Here is a 26,222-nt window from a genome sequence, read left to right on the forward strand (position 1 = left end):
ATCAATAAAATCCACCATTCGAATGAGTGATCTGTCCTGTTATCCATTTTGCTTCTTCACTTACTAAAAACGTTATTAAACGTGCTACATCCACCGACTCTCCTATTCTTCCAGCAGGAAATCTGGTTACTAAATATGCCTTCATTTCTTCTGTCATCCACCCTGTATTGGTTGGTCCTGGATCAACAGCATTTACAGTAATCCCCTTCTTCATTGCAACTGGTGCTACTGAAGTAGTAAAAGCTTCAATCGCTCCTTTCGTTGCTATATAAGCAAGTTCATTCGGCATTGGTCCAAGCGATTGTCCAGAGGTAAGATTGACAATACTTCCACTCGTTTCAAACGTGTAATTTTTAATAAATAATGTACTTAATAGCATCGTAGCGCGCACATTGACCGTATAATGTTTATCTAACTGTTCTACATCTAACCCTTCAACATTTGTATCCGTAGAATACGCAGCATTGTTAATCAGAATAGACGGTTCTCCTAATCGTTCTGATACCATATATAATAAGCGGTTAGGTGCATAGGACTGAGCTAAATTTACCTCAGCCATTTCACAGCGAACACCAAAATTTTCAATCTCTCTTTTCAATAAAAATGGTTCCTGATCATTCATACTCCACGGCATTGCCTTATCATACCGAGGCCAGTACGTGAAAAAAATATCAATGCCATTTTGAGCAAGCGACTTGCAAATCGCTGCTCCAATTCCATTTAAACGTGTCGCTCCTGTAACAATTGCTATTTTCGTCACTTGTTTCTCCCCCTATTTTACAAAATAAAATATACCTTCTAGTAAATTAGAATCATGCGTAATATTCCTTACAAATAAATCCCCTGCATGAATACAGAGGATTTATCGTTTTTTATTTAATATTTGCTAGAATGCGCTCTGCTCCTAATTGTAAACTGCGTGTTACTATTACATTTATAATAGTAAATACGATTAATAGAATGCTAAACATGCCCCACATACCGATTCCAAAGAAGTAGTATAATCCAACAACCACGCCTACGATTACTAGATCCATCGCAATATTTGCAAGGAAATTCCACAGAGTTGTATACCTGCTTTTAAACAACTTCTGCTCTGAATCCCAATGTATATCCGCCGTTTGAGCGTCCCAACGTGTACCGATTAAATTCGTTAACCAAAGGCCATTTGCACTTAGTAAAAACCATAGTAACATAAAGACTGGCGAAACACCGGCAACAATTGTCATGATAAGACCAAACACAGCTAAAATTGTTATATTTATAAGCCATGCTGTAAAGACTTTTGCAAAAAATATATCTGCTGCCTTTACTGGTAAATAACGATTAACAAACCACGAGCTTCCATCCCTAGAAAAAGACGTTGTAGCAATGACATTACTTCCCATTAAGAATAGTCCTGCACAAAAACCTATGCCAAGAGCTAGACCAGACCATTCTGGCTCTTTTATAAATTTTGTTAACCACTTTAAGTTTCCCTCTTGTACGAAAAGAATAAAGAATAGCATAATTGGCATCACGAAAGTTTGCACAATACAATTTATAAAAAATTGTGGTGTTCGGAATAAAATTTTGAACTCTTTTTTTACATAAGCCTTTATATGTGAACTTTGTACAGTCGATTTTTTTAAGTTCTCTGCTGAGATAGCCTCTTTTTTTGCAGTACTCGTCGAAAGTCCGATAACTCCTTTTAAATATGTACGCTGTGCAACATAGAAGAACAACCCAAAAAACGCTAAGGAAATCGCTGCAAAAATCACAACGTATATAATTCCTTTCCAAGAGGCATTTTCTATTAATCCCATTGCACCAAAGTATGTTGTTGGAAAATAATTTGTCATTTGAACGAACAGAGACGATTGGTTATCAGCAAAGTAATTTGCAACCATATCCCCTGATACTGCACTTTTGTTTCTCCACTGAATAAATACATTAATACCTACGACGAATAATAGAGTTAATATTCCGATAAATATATTACTGCGATCTTTATTCTTGGCTATATTTGTATAACGCATAATAACTGTCATTAAGAGTGATGCGAGTACTAATGGAATAACAGGGAAAAATATGTAAATTAATAGTGCATATAAATAGTATGTAATAAATGCACCACTTTGCAAACCGTAAACAATAAAGAGTGGAAATAAAATAAAAGATCCCATTACATATTGTGTAATTAATACCGTAATGAATTTCGCCGTAATAATTTGTGATGGTTGTAGTGGTAAAGGTAATAGGGTTTCAACATCATTATTATAATAAAATACAGTTAAAATGTTCGTAATACTAATTACAAATACCCATATGCTTGCAACAGCTAATCCCATTCCGATTATCGATGCTTCCTGACCAATTGATTTCATTCCAACATACATTCCATATGTAAGTGGACCAATAAATATAAAGCCCGCAAATAGTAATGCTAAAAATGAAAATGCATACGCCCACCGTTTCTTTTTATCCGTTATGATATCTGCATAATTTAATTTCAATAATACTTTTGTTAATGTCCAAATTTTATTCATTTCCTGTCATCTCCAAGAACATTTTTTCAAGTGATTCATTGGATTTAAAATGATCTCGCATTTCATTTAAATTTCCTTGGAACTGCAAATTTCCCTTATTAATAATCGCTACGCGATCACATAACTTCTCCGCTACTTCTAGTACGTGTGTAGAGAAGAATACCGTTTTTCCTTTATCTGCATGCTCCCTCATCATCTGTTTTAAAATAAATGCTGATTTTGGATCAAGCCCTGTCATTGGCTCATCTAAAATCCATACATCTGGATCATGCAGAAGAACACCGATAATAATAATTTTCTGTCTCATTCCGTGTGAATAACTTTGAATTTGGTCAGACAATGCATTGTAAAGATCAAATCTCTCTGCTAAAAATTGAATTTTTTCCTGTCTAATTGCATTCGGCACCTCATACATATCAGCCATAAAATTCAAATATTCTATCCCTTTTAATCGCAGAAACATATCTGGACTATCCGGAACATAACCAAATGTTTTCTTTGCCTCCATAGGCTCTTTCATCACATCTTTTCCGTTGATCGAAATTGTTCCTTTATCTATTGCATGAATACCTGTTACCATCTTAATTGTTGTTGATTTCCCAGCACCATTCGGCCCTAAAAATCCAAAAATTTCTCCACTAGGTACTGTTAAGCTTAAATCTTTCACAGCATAGGAAGAACCATTATAACTTTTTGACACATTCACAATTTCAATCATTTTATCCAATCCTTTCCTCATTTACCAATAAACTATATCTCTATTATAGCATACTTGTATTTTTAGATTTTTGCATTTTTTCAGATTGAATAATCTTTCACAAAATCTTTTTATAACTTATTTATGCATTCAGAAAAAGGAATTCACTATTATTCCTATAGTAAGTATATATATTCATTTTGATTTTCCCACATGTACATCACAGCCGCGAAAATAAAAAGGAATCCCCACTCGTTTTCTCCATTTGGTTTCACGTGGCATAGGGCTAAAAAAGGCATTGACCGCTTCTATCCAAAGACGGACGCTCTCTCCCACCTAAAAGGAAAGTTTTATATCGGTATTTCAATCTATATATAGTTCCTTAGCCATTAAAATATATATATATACCTAGACCAACAATTAAAACAACTGCTAACAAAAGGTAAATCATTGTAAGCCTTGTAATATTCCCTTTCGTTGATTTACTATAATTTTCATCTCCATTTTTCCCGACTACTATTGTTCCAACAACAATTACTGCCACAATCAATAAAACAATTAACATCCACTTAATCATGTGTTCCATTTCCCCCTTCCTCTTGCAACCATTTTACAATATTTTTACTGTTTATAACTTTTAAATATTATCATTTTTCTGAACTTTAATTATATATATTATTCACTTTTCATTTACCTATTTGTTTTACTTATTCTTACGTTTGGATTCTCTATTTATTTATACAACAAACCAATTGATGAAATGGAAGATGCGCCATGGCATTCACAACAAAAATAAAAGAATACCACACCCATTCACATATGACCCAAGATGATTTAGCAAAGCTTATTGGTGTTCGACGCGAAACCATTAGTCATTTGGAAAAGAGAAAATATAACCCTTCTTTACAATTGGCTTATGATATTGCAAAAGCATTGAACGCTTCTATTGAGGAAATATTCATTTTTGATGAAGTATAGTAAATCCCCCTCTCTACTATGACGTAGAAAGCGGGATTTTTGTAAAATTTGCACCTATTGTTGAGAATAGCCCAGTGTAGCTAAAAGAATTCATTAAAAAACCCTTAGTTCCCCGTCTTTCCTACAATCCTTATAATATCGGTTAAATCACGAATTTCATATGTTGGTTTAATGCCCATATTATTTTCCTTGCGATACGGGTTGAACCAGCACGTATCAATCCCGTAATTTATTCCTCCTTGAATATCGGAAGTTAACGAGTCACCGATAATTAATACGCTCTCTTTATCTGTAATCTGCAGCTTTGAAAATGCATAATCAAAAATCCCTCGCGCTGGTTTTTGAAATCCAACCTCTTCCGAAATGATAATATGCTCAAAAGTATCACAGAGAGGCGACCCCTTGATTCTAGATTTCTGCACATCTGTGAACCCATTCGTGATAATAGCTAGCCGACAATCAGCAAGCGTATTACACAAGTCTACAGCTCCTGATACCATATGTATTTCTGTCCCTAAATAGCCAAGATATATACTGTTGAATATGTCAGCATTTATTTCAAGCTTATGAGCTAGAAATAATCTCCTAAATCTCTCCACTCCCAATTCAGATAAAGTTAGAATCCCCTGCTCTAAATCCCTCCATAATACTTTGTTAATCTCTTTATAACTGTCTTCATAATCTACCAATCCCGTAGGTAATCCGAAATCTACAAACGTTTTATTTAATGCCTTTTTTTCAGACATACTAAAATCAAATAATGTATCATCCACATCGAATAAGATAACTTTATATTTCATAGGTACCTCCATTACTCACTACTGCTCTAGTTTGAATATATATTTCAATTTCTGTTCATAATCAGAACGTCTATAAACCTACCTATATTTTTTCTCTATCTTCTACTACATGTTGTGTAGCTGATCCTGGATTTCCCCTTCGAAATTCAGTTCTTTTACTACAGCTTTGTTCATTTATTCTGACTCATTCTTCATTTAATAAAACTATATTATATACATAATACAGGATTTCCCATCAAAACAATTTACATGTTACCTCTCTTCTAGTAACAATGTTTTCATATTTTCTAGTTGTTCTTTTGTAAAGCCAAGTCCTTTTTCAGCATAGATTTCAATACTGCCAAATTTATGGGTAATTTCATCAATTGCTGCCTGTAAATACTCTGCACGAGCTTCAAACATAGCCCCTAATATCTCTTTACTTTCCTCATTTTGTAACTTTGTACCTAAAAAGGCCATCATTTTTTGATTTAACTTTTCACGGAATCCGTTACTTAATAAATAATCTTGCATCACCGTTTCTTCCGGGACACCAAGAAGAAGTAATAATAAAGCAGAACCGAACCCTGTTCGATCTTTACCAGCTGTACAATGATTAACTAGCGGTAAATTTCCCGGATCTTGAGCTAGCTGTAGAAAGCGTACAAATGCTTCATTACCCTCTACAAAGCCTTTGTTCATTTCCACTAAATATTCACCTGGTTTTCCAAGCATCGATAAATCTCCGACTTGGAAAAACTCATTAATATTTAGATCTTTTGCTATATCTTGCATGACTGGTAAACAAACTTGACGAACACCATTGATACTTGGGTTTGGTTTATGCTTTACTTCAAAATCTGTTCGGTAATCACATACTAGTTTTAAACCAGACTGTTGTAAATAAGCAATATCCCATTCTGTTAATCCTGCTAATTCCTCTGAACGATATAAATTGCCCCACTTTACTTTGCGGCCATCACTTGTCTCATAACCACCTAAATCACGGAAATTAAATGCTCCTTGTAGTGATAACCTACGTTCAGCTACAGTAACTACTTGTCCATTATTTGCTACTAACCGAAAATAAGGACGTGCTTTAGGGCTTGGATCTTCTATCGTACAAGAAGATGCTTTTGATACTCTTAATAAAAATTGTCCATTTTCCTCAATCTTTTCTGATGAAGTACTCCAATAAATAGCAACTTCCTCTACTTCATCTTCCCATAATATATGTAACTTATTATCTAGATTTCGTTCTACACTTGCTTGTAACCAGCTTTTATGTTGTTTCATCATTTCACCAATACTTTCTCTATATAATCCGTTAAATCAAGCAATACTCTATTTTATTGTATTACAAATATACTAGTTCTGTCGTGACTATATTTATGACACTCCCTTGTCTTTCTTAGAAATTAAGAAAAAATTTCTTGTACTTTTAAGAATGTTGTAGTTGGAATACCACGAAATACATAGGCAATCTGCTCGTCACCTAAATCTTGATATACAACTGTGCCACGCTGAGGATGTGTATAAAATTCTAGTCCATTTATCATTTGCATTGGACTGTAATTTTTAATCCATGAAGATGCTGAATAGTAATTACGCTTCACATGGCGACACGCCCAAAGTGCATATAGTTGTTCTTTTACATCCCAGTACACATATTGCATTTCATTATTTCCTAAACCAATAGATTCGATTCGCCAAGAATTTGAGACTGTAATTGGTAAAGAGTTATATTGTATTTCATTTGGTGAAAACCACTTACTACATCTGCTTATTTCACCACCATTTGGTACTCTTGCTTGAAAACTTAATTGATGAAACGGTTTATTGATTTGTTTTTTTGCCTTCTCTAAATCTAATGGTTGCAAACCTTCCAAGAACTTTTCCATTTCTTGTTGTTGCACAAACCCTTCATCGATCGAAATTTCAATCTGCGTTTTCCATTTAGATATGGCATAACTAACTTTACCTTTATAATTCAGCCCCCTCCAATATACAAGACCATTATACTGAAAGCATTCACCTTGTGCTTGATACATACAACTATCAGGAAATGTTGGCTCCATAATATCTAGAAAAAACTCTTTTACTCGAAATACTCCTGTTCGTGTAAAAACTTGAAACCAAAGTGTTTCCCATTTCTCTCCTTCTTGACGTTCCGATACATTTTCAATATGCCAACCATCAAACAATACAACTGGGTATAGTGCAATCATATGTTTAAGCTTTTGTTTTAACATAATAAGCTCCCTCCTTGTTGACTACTTCGGGAGAGGTTATTATTTATCCTTGCATGAGCAGGATTGTCTTCGAATATATAGAATACTAGGAAACAATTCATTATTAAAGCACAGAGGAGGAGGAGCTTTGGATATCATTGCATTGCAACAACAATTGGAGCTCATCCAGCAAAATGACTATACACAGATGCAGAACATCGATCTTAACGAGTTAAGTTCCCATATGATTCAAAACATTGGCACGACTGATAGCTATGTACGTGATCAATTAATATATAAATGTTTTGCACACTTTATTCAAAATGAATTCCTACCCCATGATCAATTGGAGACTTTATTAACAACCTGTCTAAGTAATAATTACTTATATCGAGAAATTGCCTCTCCAAATACGGATGGAGTTTTCACTCGTTCTTATACCACTTTATTAATAAGTTTAATTATACAGTTCGATAATTCTCATTCATTTTTATTACAAGAAACAGTGCAAAAAGTAAAAGAAAAGCTTATTACATACATGAATCTTGAAATAGATTACCGTGGATATGTACAAGATAAAGGCTGGGCTCATAGCATTGCCCATGCATCTGATGTTTTTAACGAACTCGTACACAATCCGCATATTACCTGTTCCTGCTATGAAGAGATTGCTCATTGCATATTAAATAAAATTTTCATTTACTCTACCGTATATCATAATAACGAAGATGAAAGAATTGTAACCACCCTCCTATCTATGCTTTATTATGATTTCTCAAGAGATCAACTTTTTTCGATTATTTATAAAAAAATAAAACGTTTACCACAGCTCAAAAAAAGACTCTCTTGTCATGAATACTGTAAATTATGTGCAAATTTAAAAAATTTTTTACGAACCTTATTTTTCAGAACAAAAATAGACCCAAACCTTTCTTCTGTAGCAAATCGAGCGGAAAAAATGTTAAAAGAATTACATAAGTATTGCTAATTCTAAAGGAGAAAAGAAAATGAGATATATCGAAGACATGTGGAAGCTCGTAGGTAATCACCCGCTTATACTAATTGGTTCACACGTTATTATTGTAAATGAGATATCACTTCAACTCCGCACTGATTTTAATATGTGGGGCATTATTGGTGGTGCTCTTGAATATGGAGAAACATTAGAAGAAGCTGCAAAACGAGAAGTATAGGTTTGTAGAAAAGGATTCTATAACTTTGGAGGAATTATCATGGTAAAATATATTTCGAAAAACCAGATTTCAAAAAATCCCCTTGCCTACATTATGCTTATGAATCTGGAAAAACTGGTGGTACAACACTTGCAGTCTTAAATGCAGCTAATGAAATTTCATTTTTTGATATTGAAAAAACAATTTTTTCTACACTTGAGGCACATCACAGCATCACGAATCCCTCTTTAGAAACAGTATTAGAAGCGGATCGTTGGGCACGCGAATATGCAAATCAATTATTAGTTAAAAAATGAAAAAGAGCTAAAACAGACACATTCTCTGTTTTAGCTCTTTTCTTTACGTGTTTAATTTAATAAATCGATACCCATGTGTAACAAGCACTTTTAATATCGCATATCCCGGAATCGCTAAGATGACTCCCATAATTCCAAATAGATTACCCGCTGTTAAAATAATAAAAATAATCGTAATTGGGTGAATATCTAATTTTTTCCCCATGACTTGCGGTGAAATAAACTTTCCTTCTGCCAATTGTACAATCATCATCACAATAATGACTTTTAGAATCATTGCTGGTGAATCAATAAAGGCAATGATTAAAGCAGGTAGAATGGCAATAATCGGTCCTACATATGGTACAACGTTTACAATCATCGCTAAAACTGCAAGTAACACGGCGTATTTAATCCCAATAATTAAATAACCAATTAATAACATAATACCAATAAATAGGCTAACAATAATTTGCCCTCTAATATATGAGCTAATGGCGTAATGCATATCATCTAATATAAGCTTAGCTGAAGATCGTCTTTGTTCCGGAATAAATCTCAAAAAGTATCTTGGTAATTGTTCACCGTCTTTTAAGAGATAGAACAATATAAAAGGAACCATTACAAATGTAAGAACTACTTCTGTAAGTGTACTTAAGAACCCAGTTACATTCCCTGTCACTGATGATAGTGAATTTGTAAAATTTATTGTAGAATCTTTTACAATACTACCTACATCAATATTTAAGCTATCTTGAATCTTTCCAATTATATTACTTTCTCCAAATCTACGTGCTGCCCTTTCAACTTCATGACCGAAATATGGCAAGTTATCTATTAATGCATTTACTTGATCTTTAATAATCGGAATAACTGTTACAACAAGAAAAACAAACAACCCGATTACAAGTATGTATATAGAAGCAATGGAAATGATTCTAGAAACACCTTTTCTTTCTAAAAGCGAAACAAATGGATGTAAAATATAAAATAGTACACCAGCTAACAACACTGGAAAAAAGATTGTTTTTAAAAAGACAATGAACGGTGTAAATACAAACGAAATTTTTGTTAGTAATAATATATTCACAAATAGTAAGGCAAATCCAAGTAGCACCGCTAAATAATTTTGCTCTTTAAAAAACTTTTTCAGTTTATCTCTCTTTCGTAAATTTATTTTCTCCAAATATACCACCTCTCTAAGTATGAAAAGCCCTTAAAAAGGGCTTTATGAGACAATCAGTAATATATTTCCATTTACATGTAGCTTTTACTACAAATGATACAATTAAAGCCGATACAATTGCACCTAATAAACCAACAATAATATTATCAAACATGCCATGAAGAAATCCCTTCCCTTATCTGCTATAATACCTATAATAGCCCCAACGAAAAATGTGATAATCCATCCCATTTTTCGTTCTCTTTTTCTATTAGGATGTTAATTGATAATTAAATACAAAAGTTATAAACCACCTTATTTAATTACTAGCGCTTTGTAATTCCCATTGAATTATAACTATTCACAAAAGGAGATTTACTACAATAACACGAAATTATGTACATACATTGTATCCAAAAAAACTAAATTCTGTCAAACAACATGGAGATTATAAGTATATTAAAATATCTTTTTTTCATTCTAAATTAGGATTTTAGCACGATTCGATGTGAATTGTATCTTATTTCAAGACAAAAACCAACCTACGCTCCCTCTTTCAGAAAGGAGATCGACAAATGATTTTTAAAATGAATCCTGCTTCTATTGAAGTTGCATCCGCTATTTTAGCAATCCAAATTCCTGCTTATCAGGTGGAGGCAAAATACATTAACAGTGTAGCAATCCCACGTTTATATGATACTGTGAAAGACATTCAAAATTGTAATGAGACATTTTATGGATACATCTTTGAAAATACACTAATAGGTTTTATTTCTTTTGTAAATGAAGGAGCAATTATTGATATCCATCGCCTAGTTGTATCACCCGACTATTTCCATAGAAGAATTGCAACAAAGTTACTCCTTCATTTATTTAGCGCATCCCCTGATACAAGTAAATATATTGTACAAACAGGGAAAGCAAACATCCCTGCCCTTTCTCTATATAAAAAACACGGCTTTGTTGAAGTAAACGACATTGTAGTACCCGACGGAATCGTCCTTACTCAATTAGAAAAAGACAGAAAAAAATAAATAGTTTGACTTATATGTTTTATTATGTTATTTTTTACTTTATAAAACCTTTTGCTGAATCCAAATTTTGGAACGGGGGAACCATTTATGTAGCCTATGCTACTTGGGGCGAATCTTTTTTAAGTAGGGGAACTCTCACTTCCCGAGTCCGACAGCTAACCTCGTAAGCGTAATGGGAGAGGGAAGGTGCTTTTTACCTATGTTACACAGTATCCCTCCTTAACTATAAAGTGTATGGAATCGTTATCACAAAAAACTATATTTATAGTAAAGGAGACTTGTACAATGTTACGTTTATCAGATCATGAAATAAAAATGATGGAGCAACGCCTCCGATTGGAGCAACAGCGTACGTATCAAGCAAACAAAATTGTAGATAGTTTACATCACAAATACTTTTTTCAACATATTTTTCAGCCGAAAAGATAAATTAACATGCTAAAATTGCTAATAGGTAAAGGTAGAAACGTTGTAAATTAAAAAACTTTACTAAGTTAGGCCTTTCATGTTTTTTCTTTCTTTAAGTGAAAAAACACTATTCGATTTATTCAAAAAAACAAAACTTCATTACCATGTGTAATGAAGTTTTGTTTACTACTGAATCACTTAGAACATACGTCCTTTTAGTTCTCATATAATTTCTCTTTCTTACTAAGCCCCCTTATTATGATTATATAGGCACAAAACAAAGCACACTTTCCAAACAAGCAACTGCAAAGTTTGTAAAATAAGATACTATGCTGCAGTTACTGAATTTCTTTTCTGCTTTCTCCTATTCTTTTTCTTATACCACCACATATATATTCCAGTAAACATTAAAATAGATGGAGTAAGTCCACCGATTACATATAAGACTTTTGTAAATAGTCCACCAAATGTCCCTGTATGTAACGGAAGATGCCAAGTTTGATAGGTAAGTCCACGATCTACATTGGGATCCATCTTTGCGATTACTTTTCCACTATACTGGTCCATCCACACCTTTACATTCCCGTTGCCTGGATCATACGAGCGGCTCATACGAATTTCGATAGCCCCTTCTGCCTTTCCTTGTTTCACCTTCTCTGGAATTCTCACTTGCATAATTGTTCCTTCTGGCACTTCTTTTTCAGCTGTATGTAACAATCGATCAAGAGGAATCTTTCCTCCTGAAAGAGGTTTAGAAATTAGCTTTTCTTTCGCTGGCATCACAGTAGCCTTTGCACCAAACCATCCAAAAATAGTTTTATCATACACAAAAAGACCACCCGTTAACGAAACGATAAGTAAAAATGGAACAGAAACTGCACCAATAACTCTATGTAGATCAAATTGCTTTACATATTGATTCTTGCTTTGACGAATATTGAACTACCCCCACCTACCTCTACACGAGCCTGAGGTGGAGGATTCTCCTGTTTCGGCCCTAGCAAAAACAGTTCCTCTCGTTCAACAAAGAGAATACAACGATATAGAAGTTCCGTAGTGTCCCTAAGACGACCCATTCGATCTTCCGAGGAAAACAAAAGAGGTACAGCTACTTTTTTCTTATATCGAGAGTAGAACACCTTGTCATGCATCCAGTTCCTAGACTTGTTATCTGCTCTGGTAATAAGCGTAAAAGACTGGGACAAGGCGTTCTTTTTTATAATACAGATAATTTGGCTAGTTTCTTCTTTTCATTTTCAAATACGTCCAATCGTTCAATTTGTAATGCTTCGTTTGGCCGATTCGCATCATATAACTGATAGAAATGATGTGTGCGAATAGCCAAACGATTGTTCAATTGATGCCAATGACTCCAGTGATGTGCATCTTTCTTTGGAATATACAGCTGCAGAACCCGCGGCACTTTTTCTTTGTATCCTAACCCCCGGCGCCCAATCGTAAAAGCAGCAGATTGATGAATAGAGATACCGAATTTTCGCATATATTTCATCTTTCCTGCAATCGAAGTGTAAGCGGGATTGACTTGAAAGACAGCCACTCCCCTTTTATCCGCGCGACCTAGAATTGCACTTGTCATCTTTTCATAAGCGAACATACTCTTCATTCGATTCGCATGTTTATTTCCATAACGATCCCCTGTTTTCGATTGGGTTGTATCTAACTTCTCGATGACAATTGGCTTGTTATACCGCTCCGCTAAGTCTACTAAGCGAACGGCCTCCGCTTCGATTATCTTTGTGATTTGTCCGATGGATTTACCTAGAATTGAAAAACGGAGGGCACCACTTCCTTTGTAATTCCCGTCCTTCGTTACATTCGCCCAAGCAAAATGTTCGAGATTGCAATCCACACCAATTGTGCCATCTGATGTACTATAATTCGTATGAGAATTTTCTGGCACATCGACTAAACATTTCACAATGTAATACTCCCCATGATCTTCCACAGACCACGCAATCGGTTTGCCATGTTTTTTCTTATTCTTACACTGTAATTGGGTTGTGATTACTTCTTTCATGATTTCTTGTCCATACGGGAATGTAACAGCTGGGAACTTAAGTGTTTTTCCGGAACTTGTCGTCATCCATAATTCCTGTGTCTCAGGCACATACTGAAACCCAAAATTTCCATATTTGGCATCTTTACGGCCAGATAGAATGAGTTGTTTATTTCGAGCACGAGAAAATAATATTTTCCATTTGTCATGGTTACGTACAAACTCATCGATGGTAAATCGAAAGCGAAACAGTTTTTTGCTTCCAAATACTGCGCTTGGAATATGCGTTTTATATGATGCAAGTTTCTGTGTTAAACGAAGTTGTCTGTGGGTTAAAAGGCCGATTTTCGCCTGGATTCTTTTGATTTGAGCATCTAAGTACTGGTGTTCAAACAGATATTCATTCAGCCAAATTAATGTGTCTTTTTTACGAGATAAGGAGATGAGGTTGTTGTGCTTCGCGAAGCGGGTGTTTTTCGGAAACGTCAGCTTTTCTTTCACACAACTTTGTTTGATTTTGCGAAGATCTGTCAGTTTTGTCCGTTCTTGTTTCAACTTTTTCTTGAGTTTCTTAACCTTCTCTTGTGTTTGTTTCTCATATATTTTTTGTAACTCCATTAAACCTGTAAACAATGCCTTCGCTTCTTGCGCCGCACTGTTTGCATAGTAATCATTCAATTGATAATTCCGCTTGAGAACAAGATGAAGACTATCCGCATGCATCTTGCGGTTCCAACGTTTTTCCCGAACAATCGTTTGAAATGCAAAGCGTTTCGCCCGATTACATGTTTCGATTGTCTGTGTTAATGCCTCTACCATTTCATATGGTAAATCTGTCTTATAGATTCGTTTCGAAAAATACGCTTTCTTCATCTGTTCTCACCTCATTTTGTTTGATAAGATTATTATACAACAAAACAAACATACGTTCTATTAAAAAGAGACATTTTCTTTAAAAAAGACAAAACCGAGAAGACCCCCACCTTCACTTCGTTTAGAGGAGGGGGTCTTCTCGGTTAAAATGATAAATGAATCTCATCTTCAGAAGCAGTATACGGACCGTACTTTGGCAAAGAATCTACTTAAAAAAAGCAAGGTGCTACTACATCCCAACACCTTTTATTGAGCTCTAACATTTTTGTCTGCTCCATTTCTCATTCCCCCAGCTTTCTCAATCCTATTTATAAACGACATTTCTCCACTTCTCATTCCTCTCTAAAATTCACATCATATAACCTGAACGTCCTTTTCTCTTCGCCCGATAATTTTTCACTTTCGCAATCGTACCACACGCTCTCCCATCTTTACCTCCAGCATACATACCACACCAACGTTTACTCCCATTACGAGAATAATCATAAAAAACCCAGCGGCAATCTGGACATGCTTTTAACCGGCTCCATCTCTTTTGATCAATAGCAACCAAAATACTTTGTAAAATCATCGTATACAAATTTTCTTCTCCAATTGGTTCATATGCAACAGAATCCATATTCTCTGTCACACATACTCGAAACGGATACTTTCTAAACCATTCTTGTAGTGTCCCTTTCTCCTCAACCACGAAACGAATTCCATCTCTAAATTGCTTCAGCTCATCCAACGTACCAAAAGAGAGTTCCTCATCAAAATGGTTTCTCATAAATTGAAGTACATCATCTACTGTATTAAGCTCATCTACCTGCTTTCTTGTGTCATTTGGAATTCTCCATGTATTTAAAAAATCTCTTACAACTTCTAATTGTCCTGGTGCCTCTTGGCCGTGACTCAAATTCATTCACCATCTTTCTAAAATTTACTTTTTTCTGACTTTATGTATAATTATAATATAAAACAGTTAACCATTAAAATATTTTAATGGTTACATCACAGGAGGGATTTTATGAAAAACTTTTCAATACCCATACGTTTTATACTCATTTCTTCCTTTTTCATGGCATTTGGATACTTTGCTGTGTATGCCTTTCTCGCTATTTATTTATCTAATTTTTTACACTTTTCTGCCATGCAAGTAGGAACAATTTTAACAATTATGACTATCACATCACGAGTTATCCCTTTATTTTCTGGTATCATTGCCGACAAAGTGGGCTATATGATTATGATGATATCTGGTTTACTATTAAGAGGCATTGGCTTTATTTGTTTAGGGATATTTTCAGAGTTTCATACTATTTCAATTTCTGCTTCACTAATCGGATTTGGAACTGCATTTTATGAACCCGCTGCACGCGCTGTATTTGGCTCACAACCTGCTCGTATCCGAAAAGATTTATTTACATACTTAAATCTTGCTTTTAACAGCGGAGCTATTATCGGCCCAATTGCTGGCAGCCTGTTACTCATATGGAATCCTTTGTATCCATTTATACTTACCGGATCACTCATGTTATTATTTGCTGTCCTTTTTTATCTTCTTAGAAGTCACTTTCAAGTTTCTACAGAAAATGTACAGCTCTTATCTGGATTCAAAGTCGTCTTTGAAAACAAGCATTTCCTCTCATTCTCAGGCATCATGATTTTCTTTTACATTATGTTCACTCAACTTACTGTTGCTCTTCCTCTTCATATGACCAACATCAGTCATAATGAAAAATTAGGAGGAATTGTTATTACAATGAATGCTATTACAGGCGTTTTATTTATGATCGCCTTTAGGAAAATCTTTCACAAATACAATACACTATCGATTGTAAAATATGGCGTTCTATTAATGGGAATTTCTTTTTTACTAATCCCCTTATTTCAAGATCCGTATTGGCTATTTGTTTGTGTTATTTTATTTACAATCGGTGAAACACTTGTATTGCCTAATGCTGACATTACAATTGCGAATTATAGTAATGAATCTTATACAGCTACATATTTTGGTTTTTATCAGCTCTCACTCGCTATTGGCTTTATAATTGGAAACTATACAGGAACATGGCTTACATCACAGATGCAAGGGACGTATACACCTTGGTTTATTTTAGGAATACTTGGTGTTACAGGTTTTATTTTGCTTCATATTTTAAAAAATATGGAGCAAAAACATGAAAAAGAGATGATTCATACAGGATTATAAACGTATATAATGCAATGAAAAGCACCGTCCAGTCTATTGAACGGTGCTTTTCATAAAAAAATTATAATTTTTTTATCATTTTAAAATTAGTCAGTGTAACACCTTTACGCTCTACAGTTTGTGAACAAACAATTTTGTAGCCTCCATGTTCAAAAAATGGCTTAGCTGTAATACTTGCTTCTGTATCAATTTCTAAAAGATTTAATTTCTTCGCCTCAGATCCAAGCATATTTACTAAAGCTGTGGCTATACCTTGTCCTTGATAATCTTTATGAACATACAGTCTATCTAAGTGGCCAGTATGCGTTAGATCGCTAAATCCAACAATTTTATCATTAACTTTTGTAACAAATGTTATATTTCGATCTAATGATTCTTTCCAAGATTTCATTTTAGATTCTTTTTCATCTCTTGGCGCCCAAGCATCCAATTCTAATTGAGAATAATCTTTCAAATTTACTGAATGAACCGTTTCATAAAACAAAGAAATAATCTCTTCAGTATCAGCTTCCTTAAACTTTATAATCTTCACTTTTTGTTATGTCTCCTCTTATTATAATAAGCATATTCTCATATATTTAAAATTTCACCACCAATTTCTTCTTCCACACAACTGCTCTATCGTTCAATAAGAACAAACGAAATGTAGATCATTCCGGTTCATCTTTTTATAAACGGTTAAACTGTATTTCAAACCCACAATAATATCCAGTATAAAAAAAACCTTTTAGTAAAACTAAAAGGTTTTTTTTTGTGAAACCATTAATGAATATCATGTTTTTTGAAATTACCGCCCTTTACTTCTGCTACGTCATATACAGTAATAAAGGCATTTTCATCAATTTCATGAATGAGTTCTTTCATTTTACTTTCTTCTAAACGGTTAATGACACAAGTGATTTCTTTAAATTGTTCCTTTGAATAACCGCCGTAAACTTCATTATACGTTGCACTTCGACCTAAGCGATCTCGAATTGTTTCTACCATTAATTCAGGTTCTTTTGTGATAATTTTAAAGGTTTTAGAACCACTTAAACCTACTTCAACGATGTGAATTACTTTAGAAGCAATAAAGTAAGCAATTGCCGAAAGAATAGCTCCTTGAAGACCAAATACTGTTGAGACAAAAATAAAGACAAACATGTTTAAAAATAAGATGAGATCACTTGTCCCAAAAGGTAATTTTCGAGAAAGTAATACGGCTAACATATCAATTCCATCTAATGCGCCACCGTTACGCAATGCTAACCCCATACCAAAGCCGATGATAATTCCCCCAACAACGGTAATTAACAATGTATCCCCTTCAATAATAGTTGGTACTTGGTGCATAAGAACAGTACCGATTGCTAGTGAAGCAATACCGATAACCGAATAAACAGCAAAACTTTTACCAATTTGCTTATATCCTAACCAAACAAAAGGGATGTTAATGACTGCAATTAGAATTCCTAATGGTAATCCAAATAGTTCTGAGCTAACGATACTTAAGCCCGTCACACCACCATCTGATACGTTGTTTGGGATTAATACTGATTCTAGTCCATACGCTGTTATAAATGCCCCAATAATAATCATTAATGCTCGTAAAACGATTTTTAGTTTATGGGACTTGTTCTTTTTGATTGTACTCATATCATTTCCTCGCTTCAAACTTTTTTTCTCTTCATTACTACACATTTTTAATCAGTTAGACTCATTCCTAATAACTATTCTAACACATTTCCATCAGAATATTTCTTGAAGTATTTTTCCTCTTTAAGTGATTTTTTTCACAATCTCTTCTAACATGTAAAAAAGATAACCAATTTTCTTTTAAGCTGTTATTCAACAAGGTGCCCAATTGTGGAATTACAGAACGGGCATATTGGTGAATGACTTTATTGTAAGAGTTAAATGCGAGATCGGCCGTTATCCGTCCCTGCTTGTTCAACAAACGGGCCAGTTTGTGGAGGATTTTAACAGGCTTTTTTAGAGTTATTATTTAAAAAAGGATTTTGAAGTCTTTTGGTGAAAATTAAATATTAAATCTATAAAAGATGGAGGTTGTTGTGATGTTGAAACTGTTTCAATATAACTGGCAAGTTCGTGATGATTGGTTTACATTGTGCGAAGACATACCGGATGAAGAACTATTAAAGAAACGGGTCGGTGGGTTCGGCAGTATCCTACATACCCTATTTCACATTGTAGATGTGGAATATATGTGGATCTTAGCTTTGCGAGGTGAACCAGTGCCTGAGGAGCCATTGTTTGAGGATTATGCTAGCTTACAAAAAGTGAAAAATCTTTCAGCTCAATACCATGAGAAAGTGAAACCATTTGTGACATCTTGGACAAATGAAATGGATTCTCGGAAACTTTCAGAAACTGATTTCAATGAAGAACCGATTAGCTCTAGAGACGCACCAATCAGGCGCCGAGTCATTGAATGTACACACGGAGAGATCATACGTCATGTCATTGTCCACGAAATCCACCATATTGGTCAGTTATCTATATGGGCACGTGAAATAGGAAAGGAGCCTGTTTCCGCAAATCTGAGAGGAAGAGGGCTATTCGATAATTAGACTGCCTTTGCCAATTTCACAAACGGGCGCGTTTATTTAGAAAAGCGTCTTTTCTTGTATATTAAGTCATTTGATAGAATATGGTACCATTAATATGCTACATCAAATATTTATAATGTTTATTCATGTGAATGTAGTGTAAGGCTTAAAAAAGAACTAAAATACTTGTCAAAATATTATTTTTCTTGGTTTTCCTTAAAAATGGACAGTTCTTTTTTAAAGTGAAATCGCTCTTTTAAAAAGCTCCCTAAATTTCTCCCTATCTTCTGATGTAAATGGTTTTGGCCCCTTTGTACGCTTTCCACTTTTTCGAGCCATTGCACTCAAATAACGTGTTTGTAATAATTGGTCAATGTTTTCATTTGTATAGCTATACCCATTATGGTGAAGAACCGTACACCCCTTTGCTAAACCTAGCGAAGCAAGACCATAATCTTGCGTAACGATTATGTCTCCTTTTTCTGCTAACTTCATAATCCGATAATCCGCAGCATCTGCTCCAGAATCAACATAAATCGTTTCCACTCCTGATGGTTGTTCTGCATTAGAAAAATGAGAAAAGCTAGTAACAAGGATAACAGGAATTTCAGCATTCGTACCTTCAGAGATAATAATATCTTTTACCGGACAAGCATCTGCATCAACATAAATTTTCATCTTTATCACTCCCATAAATAAGTTCGAGTTGATGATAATGGTAGATTTAGCTTTTGTCAAACGAAGATGCTTTACCTAAAATCATTAAAAAAACAGATTTTCTATTAGAGGGCGCGATTGTGGAACAAGAATTACAAGGGTGATACATATTATACATGACTAATATGTATCACCCTTTATTTTTTATGACTTTTTTTGATTTAGGTCTTGATAATATTTGTTAAACAACTTTATTGTCAATCAACACAATTGTTATAGAATTAGTATTTTATAATGTAAAACCTTTAACACTAACTTCTTCAGATAAAACACTAACTATTTATCAGATATTTGTTTTTTATTTGCTTACAAATTACTTATAGTCTCTTTTGTATATTTCATTTTCTTTCTTTTTCCTAGTATAATCTCTTTACCATTTATATTTTTTTATTGAACTGTTTAACTTCCTTAAATACCCTTGTTCCTACATCCAAAGAATTAACTGTAAACTAGTTCTTTTTGGCTTAGATCAAGCGTCTGCGCTGTTGAAGTATGAATCTCTTGGAAAAGCTCTGGGTTTTCCGCTAGTGACACGCCATAAGAAGGAATCATTTCTTTTATTTTCAGTTCCCACTCTTTCATATGTTGTGGGAAGCATTTTTCTAATACCTCAAGCATAACGTGAACAGCAGTAGAAGCACCCGGAGAAGCGCCGAGCAATGCAGCTATCGAGCCATCAGCGGCACTAACAACTTCCGTACCAAATTGAAGTGTTCCTTTACCACCGGCATCAGTATCTTTGATAACTTGCACACGTTGTCCCGCTACCACTATATCCCAATCCTCGCTTTTGGCGTTCGGAATAAACTCGCGTAATTCTTCCATGCGCTTTTCATTCGATAACATAACTTGCTGGATCAAGTATTTTGTCAATGACATCTCTTTTACGCCTGCCGCCATCATAGTGAGGACATTATTCGGTTTTACGGAACCTATCAAATCAAAATTCGAACCAGTTTTTAAGAACTTTGGTGAGAAGCCGGCAAACGGTCCAAACAGCAATGTTTTTTTGTTGTCAATATATCTTGTATCAAGATGCGGAACAGACATTGGTGGAGCACCAACCTTAGCCTTACCGTATACTTTTGCATGGTGCTGCGCTGCAACTTCCGGATTGTTACATACCATAAATAATCCGCTTACCGGGAACCCTCCAATATGTTTTGACTCAGGAATACCGGTTTTTTGTAGTAAAGGCAGACTTCCGCCCCCACCGCCGATAAAGACGAATTTTGCAGTATGGTATTCGATTTTACTACTATTCATATCATGCACTTTCACTTCCCATGATCCGTCGCTAGCACGTTTAATATTCTCGACACTATGTTTGTAGTTTATTTCGACATTTTTACTCTGCAAGTGGTCAAACAACATACGTGTTAAAGCACCAAAGTTGACATCCGTTCCAGAATCGATTTTCGTTGCCGCTATTGGCTCATTCGATGTACGCCCTTCCATAATAAGTGGCATCCACTCCTCCAGCTTTTCATGGTCATCAGAAAATTCCATTCCTTGAAACAGCGGACTGTTTGAAAGCGCTTCAAAACGTTTTTTCAAAAACGTTACATTTTCTTCCCCTTGCACCATACTCATATGAGGTATTGGCATGATAAAGTCTTGCGGATTACGAATCAGATTACTATTTACAAGATAAGACCAAAATTGTCTTGAAAGCTGAAACTGTTCATTAATTTTGATAGCTTTGCGAATATCTATAGATCCATCAGATTTTTCGGATGTATAGTTCAGTTCACAAAGTGCAGCGTGGCCCGTTCCCGCATTATTCCATTCGTTAGAACTTTCTTCTCCTGCGTTTGCGAGTTTCTCGAACACTTTGATTTCCCATTCAGGTACTAACTCTTTCAGTAATGATCCCAAAGTCGCGCTCATGATTCCGGCACCAATTAAGATAACGTCTGTTTTTTGCTGCATGTTGCTCATGATAATCTCTCCATCCCCTATATTAGCAAAAAAGAGTAGGTGCATCTGCTTAAAGGTCGCAAAAAGCAAAGCGTCGCCTAGACCCCTACCTAGGAACCTATCTCTCCTGCCTCAAATATAACCATCTCATACTCTATTATAATAATTAATAGACTAAAATATCTAGTATTATCTGATAATTATTAACGATTTAAGAGAGAATATAGATTTTTTACAAAAATAAATTCTACTTTTCTACATAAAAAAGAGAAGTCTACTCTTACAGAATACAGAAAAACTATATAAGGTTATACATTATATATCCATTGGTACATCATTTATCTAAAGTGATGTACTTTTTTCTTTTATAAACCTCTTTATTCGCCTTCTTATGATTTCCTATTTCAGAACATATTCATTATAATAAGAGAGAAAATGCTTTTTCCAATTCTTCCAAAACCTCTGTGTAATGTCGAATCCCAGGGTATTGTTGTGGAGAAAGTGCTTTTGACCTTATTGGAAAATCATGAATGAATTCCAGGTCCTTATACTCCTTTAAATGCAGTTGATTCAACGCAGTTAGAACGTCACTTTTGTTTTCACTCCACACTTGAAAGGTTTTAAAGCTTGTCACAAAAATTTCATTATAGGATGTACCATCTTCAGTCGCGATTCCAAATTGGAGAAATCCATCATTTGTAAGTTCAAATTTATATTCTTTGAAAAGATTCATGATTCGGTCAGATTCAGTAAAGCGACTAGGAACGGGCTCTTCCCCTTTCATCCCTACAATTCCATAAGCTATCCCTTCTTTAATCATTGTATTAACTAATGTTACAAACAAGTGCCAAATTCTATCAGCATCAATATTGATTTCGGTAAAACACTGAAACTTTTCACCTTCAATCTCTCTCATCTTGTATCCTTCCACAATGTTCGCTCTCGCCCGTTTTTGTTGTATAGTGTCGTAATCATCCCCCCTTGGATAATCAATTCGATCTGGTATTCGATCTGGTATTCGATCTGGTATTCGATCTGGTATTTGTAAGCCTAACGGTAATTTATACACGCTTTTTCCTCCTCGTCTTCAATGAATATCATTATGTTGGAATAAAATAGTTTATAGATTATTAACGTATTCTCTTTTGGTAATTCAAATCCCTTCTCCAATTAACTGATCATATTCTTTCATACATCTTCGCATATGCGATTTTCAGCTGTTCCCGCAATTCCTTATCTTCTTATACGCACTGTAACGAAAAAATGATGTCTAGAACAAAATATCTCTTGAGTATTTAAAAATAAAAGATGACGATGCGAAACAAATATCAAATTTATTTAAAACTTTCTTTTTCAGCTATTATATCAACAAGTCACCCTTCCATACTACAAACCATTTATGTTGTAGTAGCAAATGAGCTCTTTTGTGGCCCAAAAAAAAAGAATAGATCACTCAGATTGCTTCTGCCTGCATCTATCTTTTTTTTTATACAATGTGTAACACTATTAAATCAAAAGAAATTAGCTAATTTTTCTATGAAGCATGATCTTTCTTCTTCATCAATGCTCGTTTTTTCATCGCTTTTGTTAAGTAGCCGCCTTTGAAAGAGCGAATCTCATAGGAAGACATAAACGCTTTCGGTGCAATTCGATTAATAATGTCCAAAAGCTCTTTCTCGCGGGAACGTTTCGCAACAATATCTAAACGGTAGCGTACGGAATTTATCCCTTCCCCTTCAAATACAGTTACACCAAATCCTGAATGTCTTAACTCATCAACTAACTCATTACAACGATCTAGTAAACTAACTTGGTATGTAATATACCCAATTGCCAATTTATTTTCTATATAACCGCCTAATAAAAGTCCGGCACTAAAACCGATCACATAGGCTATAATATTCATCCAATTTGATAAATCTTGAAACACAATTCCTAAACTTACAATATAGATTGCCCCTTCTAGTAATCCCACACCAGCAGCGGATCTTGTTTGATTCTTTACAAGCAAAATCGTCCTGATCGTTAAAACTGGAACATAAATAATTTGAAGTACAAAAATAAGTAGCGCTTGTAACATTTGCATCCACCTCTTTCAAAAAGTCTTTTGTCATAATAACATATATAACCTTTAGAAAGCGATGGGTTTTCTAAACTTTTTTATTTTTCCATGAAAAAATAAGAAAATAAAAAAAGAACCGTTTTCGGTTCCCTTTTATCCCGCATTAACGGGCAGTAAGACCCCGATTGGTTCAACTAATAATCAGTGGGGGATAAAGAACCCTCACTGATTAAAGTTTCACTTTATCTTCTTATTTTGAATCCTGTGTAACCCTTTTTCTTTTTTCCTCTTCTTCTCTTACTAACTGCATATTCGCATAAGCTAAATTCGCAATCATTAAAAAGTGACCACCTAAAATGCCCGTACCAAATGCCCACATTTCCATTTCATGTTCAATTTCATACATAATGATCGCACCTAGTATCGCAGCTGCAAAACGATTTAAAATTCCTAATCCAGGCGCACGTTGTTTTAATACAATACTTTTCCCAATCTTTTCAACTCGTCTGGCTAACAACCAAAGACAGTATGCACTTACAGCTAATCCGATCCCGAATCCAGTAACTTGCTTTGAAAAAGGCGTTATCGTCCATAGAAGTAGTAAACCACTAAAAATCATATATAATTGTAGTTTGTATACTCGTAACGCAACTTCAATCAAAATATCCGCTCCTTGTTTCAAGTTTTGCGATAGGTGAAAAAGAAAGCAGCAACCTATACAGTTGCTGCTTTCTCTTGTTGATGATCAATTTTTCGAATTTCAACGCGCTTAATTTGATATGCGTCTTTTTCAAGAACTTTAAACTCATATCCCTCTGCTTCGACACATTGTCCTTCTTCAATTTCATGATTCTGCATCATAATCCATCCACCAATTGTATCCACATCTTCTTCCTCGATGTGTAGACCAAATAAATCTTTCACTTCTGAAATCAACACTTTTCCATCAACAATTTTATGATGTTCATTTACGTGTTGAATTGGTGGATGTTCATCTTCATCATATTCATCACGAATTTCGCCGACGATTTCTTCCAATATATCTTCAAGCGTTACAATTCCGGCTGTACCTCCGTACTCATCATATAATACAGCCATTGGAATTCGCTTTTTCTGCATTTGCAGAAGTAAATCATGAATTGGAGTTGTTTCCATCACTTCAATAATCGGACGCATATACGTACGAATAGATGATAAATCTTCTGTATCGCCTTTCATATATCGAATAAAGAAGTCTTTTACGTTGACCATACCGATAATATCATCTTTATCTTCTCCAAAGATTGGATAACGTGTGTATCGTTCGCTTTGGATAATTTTCATGTGTTCTTCTACTGAATCTTCGAGATAGAAACCGACGATTTCTGTCCGTGGTACCATAATCTCTTTCGCAATGCGATTATCAAATTCAAAGATATTATTTACATACTTATATTCTGCTTGATTAATTTCTCCACTTTCATAGCTCTCTGAAAGAATAAGACGTAACTCTTCTTCCGTATGTGCTACTTCATGTTCAGAAGCTGGTTTCAAACCGAATAAGCCAGTTACGACACGCGCTGAACTATTTAGTACCCAAATAAACGGATACATCACTTTGTAGAACATCATTAAAGGTCCAGCAAATAATAAAGTTACTCTTTCAGCCTTTTGAATTGCCATTGTTTTCGGAGCTAATTCCCCTACTACAACGTGCAAATACGTCATTGTCATAAATGCAAGGCCAAAAGTCAATACTTGTGAAATAGAAGGGTTTAAGTTCCATTTCTCAAATAATGGATGCAATAGCTTTTCTATTGTCGGTTCACCTAACCAACCAAGTCCCATTGCCGTTACTGTAATTCCTAACTGACAAGCAGATAAATATTCATCTAAATTTGTTGTTACCTTTTTTGCTGCTAACGCACCGCGTTTTCCTTCCGCAACAAGCTGATCTATACGACTTGAACGTACCTTAACAATCGCAAACTCTGCTGCTACGAAAAATCCAGTAAATGCGATTAAAATCGCAACCATGACTAAATTAAATATTTCCAATGAATCCCCTTAGTAAAAAAACTAAGGTGTTCACCTCCTGTATACTTATAATGTTTTCTTATTCTCTGTTTCTTTAGAAAACATAGCCCTATACAGAAATTAAAAGAGTTGGATCCAACTTCAACTATAAAAATAGTATCAGTGTTTGTATTAAAGCTGTCGTTTGACCCGATAAAGATTTCGATATTTTTTCACGTTGTGAATCTGTTAACCCATCTAACAGAGGTTTCAACTGTGTTAGCTCTGTTTCTAATCGATGGATATGATTTGTCACTTCATTCACTTGTTTCGAAACGTGTTCATTGATACCGAGCAGCTTCTTCCTCTCCTCGATCCTCTCTTTAATCTCACAAAGCGGCATATGCATTTCCTTGCATTTCTCAATAAATTGTAATGTTTCAAATGCTGTTTCGTCGTAATAGCGATAATTAGATTGAGATCGCTCCGCTTTTAAGATACCTAGATTCGTATAATAATCAATCGTTCGTTTCGATACGTGAGCCAAGTGAGCCAACTGTCCGATTCGATACACCTTCCCAACGATTTTTCCCTCCCCATTTATGTT

Annotated in this window: 26 protein-coding genes, 5 pseudogenes and 1 riboswitch; of the genes and pseudogenes, 9 read left to right on the forward strand and 22 right to left on the reverse strand. The window is 34.7% G+C overall.

All coding sequences use genetic code 11. The features are described 5' to 3' along the window. Position 1: 1 nt before the first annotated feature. From NSQ40_RS16420 to NSQ40_RS16435, 4 genes are all read right to left on the reverse strand, one after another. A complete protein-coding gene (locus NSQ40_RS16420) occupies positions 2–760 on the reverse strand; it encodes an SDR family oxidoreductase (protein WP_003207725.1) in 759 nt (252 codons plus the stop codon). Between the two features lie 112 nt (positions 761–872). Next, a complete protein-coding gene (locus NSQ40_RS16425) occupies positions 873–2,528 on the reverse strand; it encodes a putative ABC transporter permease subunit (protein ID WP_258248505.1) in 1,656 nt (551 codons plus the stop codon). Further along, positions 2,521–3,246, reverse strand: a complete 726-nt coding sequence (locus NSQ40_RS16430; protein WP_017151715.1) for an ABC transporter ATP-binding protein — start codon at positions 3,244–3,246, stop codon at positions 2,521–2,523. The genes NSQ40_RS16425 and NSQ40_RS16430 overlap by 8 nt, the downstream gene beginning before the upstream one ends. Before the next feature lie 361 nt (positions 3,247–3,607). Continuing rightward, positions 3,608–3,802, reverse strand: a complete 195-nt coding sequence (locus tag NSQ40_RS16435) for a hypothetical protein (protein ID WP_026008613.1) — start codon at positions 3,800–3,802, stop codon at positions 3,608–3,610. 117 nt (positions 3,803–3,919) lie between these two features. Between NSQ40_RS16435 and NSQ40_RS29510 the strand changes: the two are divergent. Together NSQ40_RS29510 and NSQ40_RS16440 are read left to right on the forward strand one after the other, a co-directional pair. Beyond that, positions 3,920–4,021: pseudogene (locus NSQ40_RS29510) on the forward strand (DUF3796 domain-containing protein); the annotation flags it as partial. Next, on the forward strand, positions 4,000–4,203 hold the full coding sequence (locus NSQ40_RS16440) for a helix-turn-helix transcriptional regulator (RefSeq protein ID WP_018766293.1): 204 nt from the start codon (positions 4,000–4,002) through the stop codon (positions 4,201–4,203). The pseudogene NSQ40_RS29510 and the gene NSQ40_RS16440, both read left to right, overlap by 22 nt. Positions 4,204–4,307: 104 nt before the next feature. On the opposite strand, the gene NSQ40_RS16445 is transcribed toward NSQ40_RS16440, so the two are convergent. The 3 genes from NSQ40_RS16445 to NSQ40_RS16455 form a co-directional block, all read right to left on the reverse strand. Next, complete coding sequence (locus tag NSQ40_RS16445; RefSeq protein ID WP_018781768.1) at positions 4,308–5,003, reverse strand: YjjG family noncanonical pyrimidine nucleotidase; 696 nt, start codon at positions 5,001–5,003, stop codon at positions 4,308–4,310. A gap of 252 nt (positions 5,004–5,255) precedes the next feature. Then, the gene (locus tag NSQ40_RS16450; protein ID WP_033797038.1) at positions 5,256–6,278 is read right to left on the reverse strand and encodes a tyrosine-protein phosphatase; all 1,023 of its coding nucleotides are present in this window, start codon (positions 6,276–6,278) and stop codon (positions 5,256–5,258) included. 122 nt (positions 6,279–6,400) lie between these two features. Continuing rightward, positions 6,401–7,234: a hypothetical protein gene (locus NSQ40_RS16455; protein ID WP_258248506.1), complete on the reverse strand. Its 834-nt coding sequence runs from the start codon at positions 7,232–7,234 to the stop codon at positions 6,401–6,403. Positions 7,235–7,361: 127 nt separating this feature from the next. On the opposite strand from NSQ40_RS16455, the gene NSQ40_RS16460 reads away from it, so the two are divergent. The 3 genes and pseudogenes from NSQ40_RS16460 to NSQ40_RS16470 all read left to right on the forward strand — a co-directional run. Beyond that, complete coding sequence (locus NSQ40_RS16460) at positions 7,362–8,201, forward strand: DUF2785 domain-containing protein (protein ID WP_033796279.1); 840 nt, start codon at positions 7,362–7,364, stop codon at positions 8,199–8,201. A gap of 19 nt (positions 8,202–8,220) precedes the next feature. Then, positions 8,221–8,403 (forward strand): annotated as a pseudogene (locus NSQ40_RS16465) (NUDIX domain-containing protein); the annotation flags it as partial. A gap of 44 nt (positions 8,404–8,447) precedes the next feature. Continuing rightward, positions 8,448–8,702: pseudogene (locus NSQ40_RS16470) on the forward strand (1-deoxy-D-xylulose 5-phosphate reductoisomerase); the annotation flags it as partial. Between the two features lie 43 nt (positions 8,703–8,745). On the opposite strand, the gene NSQ40_RS16475 reads toward NSQ40_RS16470, so the two are convergent. Together NSQ40_RS16475 and NSQ40_RS16480 are read right to left on the reverse strand one after the other, a co-directional pair. Then, positions 8,746–9,867 carry an AI-2E family transporter gene (locus tag NSQ40_RS16475; RefSeq protein ID WP_018766287.1) on the reverse strand — a complete coding sequence of 374 codons (1,122 nt, stop codon included), beginning with the start codon at positions 9,865–9,867 and terminating at the stop codon, positions 8,746–8,748. 70 nt (positions 9,868–9,937) lie between these two features. After that, positions 9,938–10,098 (reverse strand): annotated as a pseudogene (locus NSQ40_RS16480) (GlsB/YeaQ/YmgE family stress response membrane protein); the annotation flags it as partial. A gap of 323 nt (positions 10,099–10,421) precedes the next feature. Between NSQ40_RS16480 and NSQ40_RS16485 the strand changes: the two are divergent. Then, on the forward strand, positions 10,422–10,880 hold the full coding sequence (locus NSQ40_RS16485; RefSeq protein ID WP_003198659.1) for a GNAT family N-acetyltransferase: 459 nt from the start codon (positions 10,422–10,424) through the stop codon (positions 10,878–10,880). 42 nt (positions 10,881–10,922) lie between these two features. Next, a riboswitch (cyclic di-AMP (ydaO/yuaA leader) is annotated at positions 10,923–11,066 on the forward strand. A 99-nt stretch (positions 11,067–11,165) separates the two neighbouring features. After that, on the forward strand, positions 11,166–11,309 hold the full coding sequence (locus NSQ40_RS16490; RefSeq protein WP_003198661.1) for a hypothetical protein: 144 nt from the start codon (positions 11,166–11,168) through the stop codon (positions 11,307–11,309). Between the two features lie 306 nt (positions 11,310–11,615). On the opposite strand, the gene NSQ40_RS16495 is transcribed toward NSQ40_RS16490, so the two are convergent. The 4 genes and pseudogenes from NSQ40_RS16495 to NSQ40_RS16510 all read right to left on the reverse strand — a co-directional run bounded on the left by NSQ40_RS16495 (position 11,616) and on the right by NSQ40_RS16510 (position 15,082). Further along, the gene (locus NSQ40_RS16495; protein WP_080547222.1) at positions 11,616–12,224 is read right to left on the reverse strand and encodes a PepSY-associated TM helix domain-containing protein; all 609 of its coding nucleotides are present in this window, start codon (positions 12,222–12,224) and stop codon (positions 11,616–11,618) included. Between the two features lie 280 nt (positions 12,225–12,504). Continuing rightward, positions 12,505–14,178: an IS200/IS605 family accessory protein TnpB-related protein gene (locus NSQ40_RS16500; RefSeq protein ID WP_258248507.1), complete on the reverse strand. Its 1,674-nt coding sequence runs from the start codon at positions 14,176–14,178 to the stop codon at positions 12,505–12,507. Positions 14,179–14,390: 212 nt separating this feature from the next. Then, positions 14,391–14,456 (reverse strand): annotated as a pseudogene (locus NSQ40_RS16505) (class I SAM-dependent methyltransferase); the annotation flags it as partial. Between the two features lie 71 nt (positions 14,457–14,527). Next, a complete protein-coding gene (locus NSQ40_RS16510; protein ID WP_003198667.1) occupies positions 14,528–15,082 on the reverse strand; it encodes a CGNR zinc finger domain-containing protein in 555 nt (184 codons plus the stop codon). Between the two features lie 105 nt (positions 15,083–15,187). On the opposite strand from NSQ40_RS16510, the gene NSQ40_RS16515 reads away from it, so the two are divergent. Next, a complete protein-coding gene (locus NSQ40_RS16515; RefSeq protein WP_033796282.1) occupies positions 15,188–16,372 on the forward strand; it encodes an MDR family MFS transporter in 1,185 nt (394 codons plus the stop codon). A gap of 61 nt (positions 16,373–16,433) precedes the next feature. On the opposite strand, the gene NSQ40_RS16520 is transcribed toward NSQ40_RS16515, so the two are convergent. Both NSQ40_RS16520 and NSQ40_RS16525 read right to left on the reverse strand, forming a co-directional pair. Beyond that, positions 16,434–16,904: a GNAT family N-acetyltransferase gene (locus tag NSQ40_RS16520; protein ID WP_341286133.1), complete on the reverse strand. Its 471-nt coding sequence runs from the start codon at positions 16,902–16,904 to the stop codon at positions 16,434–16,436. A 230-nt stretch (positions 16,905–17,134) separates the two neighbouring features. Next, positions 17,135–18,007, reverse strand: a complete 873-nt coding sequence (locus NSQ40_RS16525; RefSeq protein WP_026008611.1) for a YitT family protein — start codon at positions 18,005–18,007, stop codon at positions 17,135–17,137. Between the two features lie 419 nt (positions 18,008–18,426). On the opposite strand from NSQ40_RS16525, the gene NSQ40_RS16530 reads away from it, so the two are divergent. Next, entirely contained in the window at positions 18,427–18,942 is a 516-nt protein-coding gene (locus tag NSQ40_RS16530) for a DinB family protein (protein ID WP_018766282.1), read from the forward strand. Positions 18,943–19,158: 216 nt separating this feature from the next. Here the strand turns inward: NSQ40_RS16530 and NSQ40_RS16535 are convergent, their stop codons facing one another. From NSQ40_RS16535 to NSQ40_RS16565, 7 genes are all read right to left on the reverse strand, one after another. Beyond that, positions 19,159–19,599, reverse strand: a complete 441-nt coding sequence (locus tag NSQ40_RS16535) for a YaiI/YqxD family protein (RefSeq protein WP_018766281.1) — start codon at positions 19,597–19,599, stop codon at positions 19,159–19,161. 477 nt (positions 19,600–20,076) lie between these two features. After that, on the reverse strand, positions 20,077–21,624 hold the full coding sequence (locus tag NSQ40_RS16540) for a malate:quinone oxidoreductase (RefSeq protein WP_003198678.1): 1,548 nt from the start codon (positions 21,622–21,624) through the stop codon (positions 20,077–20,079). A gap of 352 nt (positions 21,625–21,976) precedes the next feature. Beyond that, positions 21,977–22,627: a hypothetical protein gene (locus NSQ40_RS16545; RefSeq protein ID WP_258248508.1), complete on the reverse strand. Its 651-nt coding sequence runs from the start codon at positions 22,625–22,627 to the stop codon at positions 21,977–21,979. Positions 22,628–23,092: 465 nt separating this feature from the next. Next, positions 23,093–23,638: a DUF2179 domain-containing protein gene (locus NSQ40_RS16550; protein WP_018766277.1), complete on the reverse strand. Its 546-nt coding sequence runs from the start codon at positions 23,636–23,638 to the stop codon at positions 23,093–23,095. A gap of 232 nt (positions 23,639–23,870) precedes the next feature. Next, positions 23,871–24,281, reverse strand: a complete 411-nt coding sequence (locus NSQ40_RS16555; RefSeq protein ID WP_016115482.1) for an ATP synthase subunit I — start codon at positions 24,279–24,281, stop codon at positions 23,871–23,873. Between the two features lie 53 nt (positions 24,282–24,334). Next, positions 24,335–25,657, reverse strand: coding sequence for a hemolysin family protein (locus tag NSQ40_RS16560; RefSeq protein WP_018766275.1), 1,323 nt, complete (start codon positions 25,655–25,657; stop codon positions 24,335–24,337). A 124-nt stretch (positions 25,658–25,781) separates the two neighbouring features. Next, positions 25,782–26,189, reverse strand: a complete 408-nt coding sequence (locus tag NSQ40_RS16565; protein ID WP_018766274.1) for a MerR family transcriptional regulator — start codon at positions 26,187–26,189, stop codon at positions 25,782–25,784. Positions 26,190–26,222: the final 33 nt, after the last annotated feature.

The organism is Bacillus sp. FSL K6-6038 (assembly GCF_038050455.1).
Taxonomy (GTDB): Bacteria; Bacillota; Bacilli; order Bacillales; family Bacillaceae_G; genus Bacillus_A; species Bacillus_A pseudomycoides.

Coding starts and splice junctions, on each gene's coding strand:
- NSQ40_RS16485 (WP_003198659.1), top strand. CDS start 10,422: ATGATTTTTAAAATGAATCCTGCTTCTATTGAAGTTGCATCCGCTATT.
- NSQ40_RS16450 (WP_033797038.1), bottom strand. CDS start 6,278: ATGAAACAACATAAAAGCTGGTTACAAGCAAGTGTAGAACGAAATCTA.
- NSQ40_RS16445 (WP_018781768.1), bottom strand. CDS start 5,003: ATGAAATATAAAGTTATCTTATTCGATGTGGATGATACATTATTTGAT.
- NSQ40_RS16525 (WP_026008611.1), bottom strand. CDS start 18,007: ATGAGTACAATCAAAAAGAACAAGTCCCATAAACTAAAAATCGTTTTA.
- NSQ40_RS16500 (WP_258248507.1), bottom strand. CDS start 14,178: ATGAAGAAAGCGTATTTTTCGAAACGAATCTATAAGACAGATTTACCA.
- NSQ40_RS16490 (WP_003198661.1), top strand. CDS start 11,166: ATGTTACGTTTATCAGATCATGAAATAAAAATGATGGAGCAACGCCTC.
- NSQ40_RS16455 (WP_258248506.1), bottom strand. CDS start 7,234: ATGTTAAAACAAAAGCTTAAACATATGATTGCACTATACCCAGTTGTA.
- NSQ40_RS16440 (WP_018766293.1), top strand. CDS start 4,000: ATGGCATTCACAACAAAAATAAAAGAATACCACACCCATTCACATATG.
- NSQ40_RS16550 (WP_018766277.1), bottom strand. CDS start 23,638: ATGTTACAAGCGCTACTTATTTTTGTACTTCAAATTATTTATGTTCCA.
- NSQ40_RS16510 (WP_003198667.1), bottom strand. CDS start 15,082: ATGAATTTGAGTCACGGCCAAGAGGCACCAGGACAATTAGAAGTTGTA.
- NSQ40_RS16430 (WP_017151715.1), bottom strand. CDS start 3,246: ATGATTGAAATTGTGAATGTGTCAAAAAGTTATAATGGTTCTTCCTAT.
- NSQ40_RS16425 (WP_258248505.1), bottom strand. CDS start 2,528: ATGAATAAAATTTGGACATTAACAAAAGTATTATTGAAATTAAATTAT.
- NSQ40_RS16540 (WP_003198678.1), bottom strand. CDS start 21,624: ATGCACCTACTCTTTTTTGCTAATATAGGGGATGGAGAGATTATCATG.
- NSQ40_RS16435 (WP_026008613.1), bottom strand. CDS start 3,802: ATGATTAAGTGGATGTTAATTGTTTTATTGATTGTGGCAGTAATTGTT.
- NSQ40_RS16535 (WP_018766281.1), bottom strand. CDS start 19,599: ATGAAAATTTATGTTGATGCAGATGCTTGTCCGGTAAAAGATATTATT.
- NSQ40_RS16515 (WP_033796282.1), top strand. CDS start 15,188: ATGAAAAACTTTTCAATACCCATACGTTTTATACTCATTTCTTCCTTT.
- NSQ40_RS16530 (WP_018766282.1), top strand. CDS start 18,427: ATGTTGAAACTGTTTCAATATAACTGGCAAGTTCGTGATGATTGGTTT.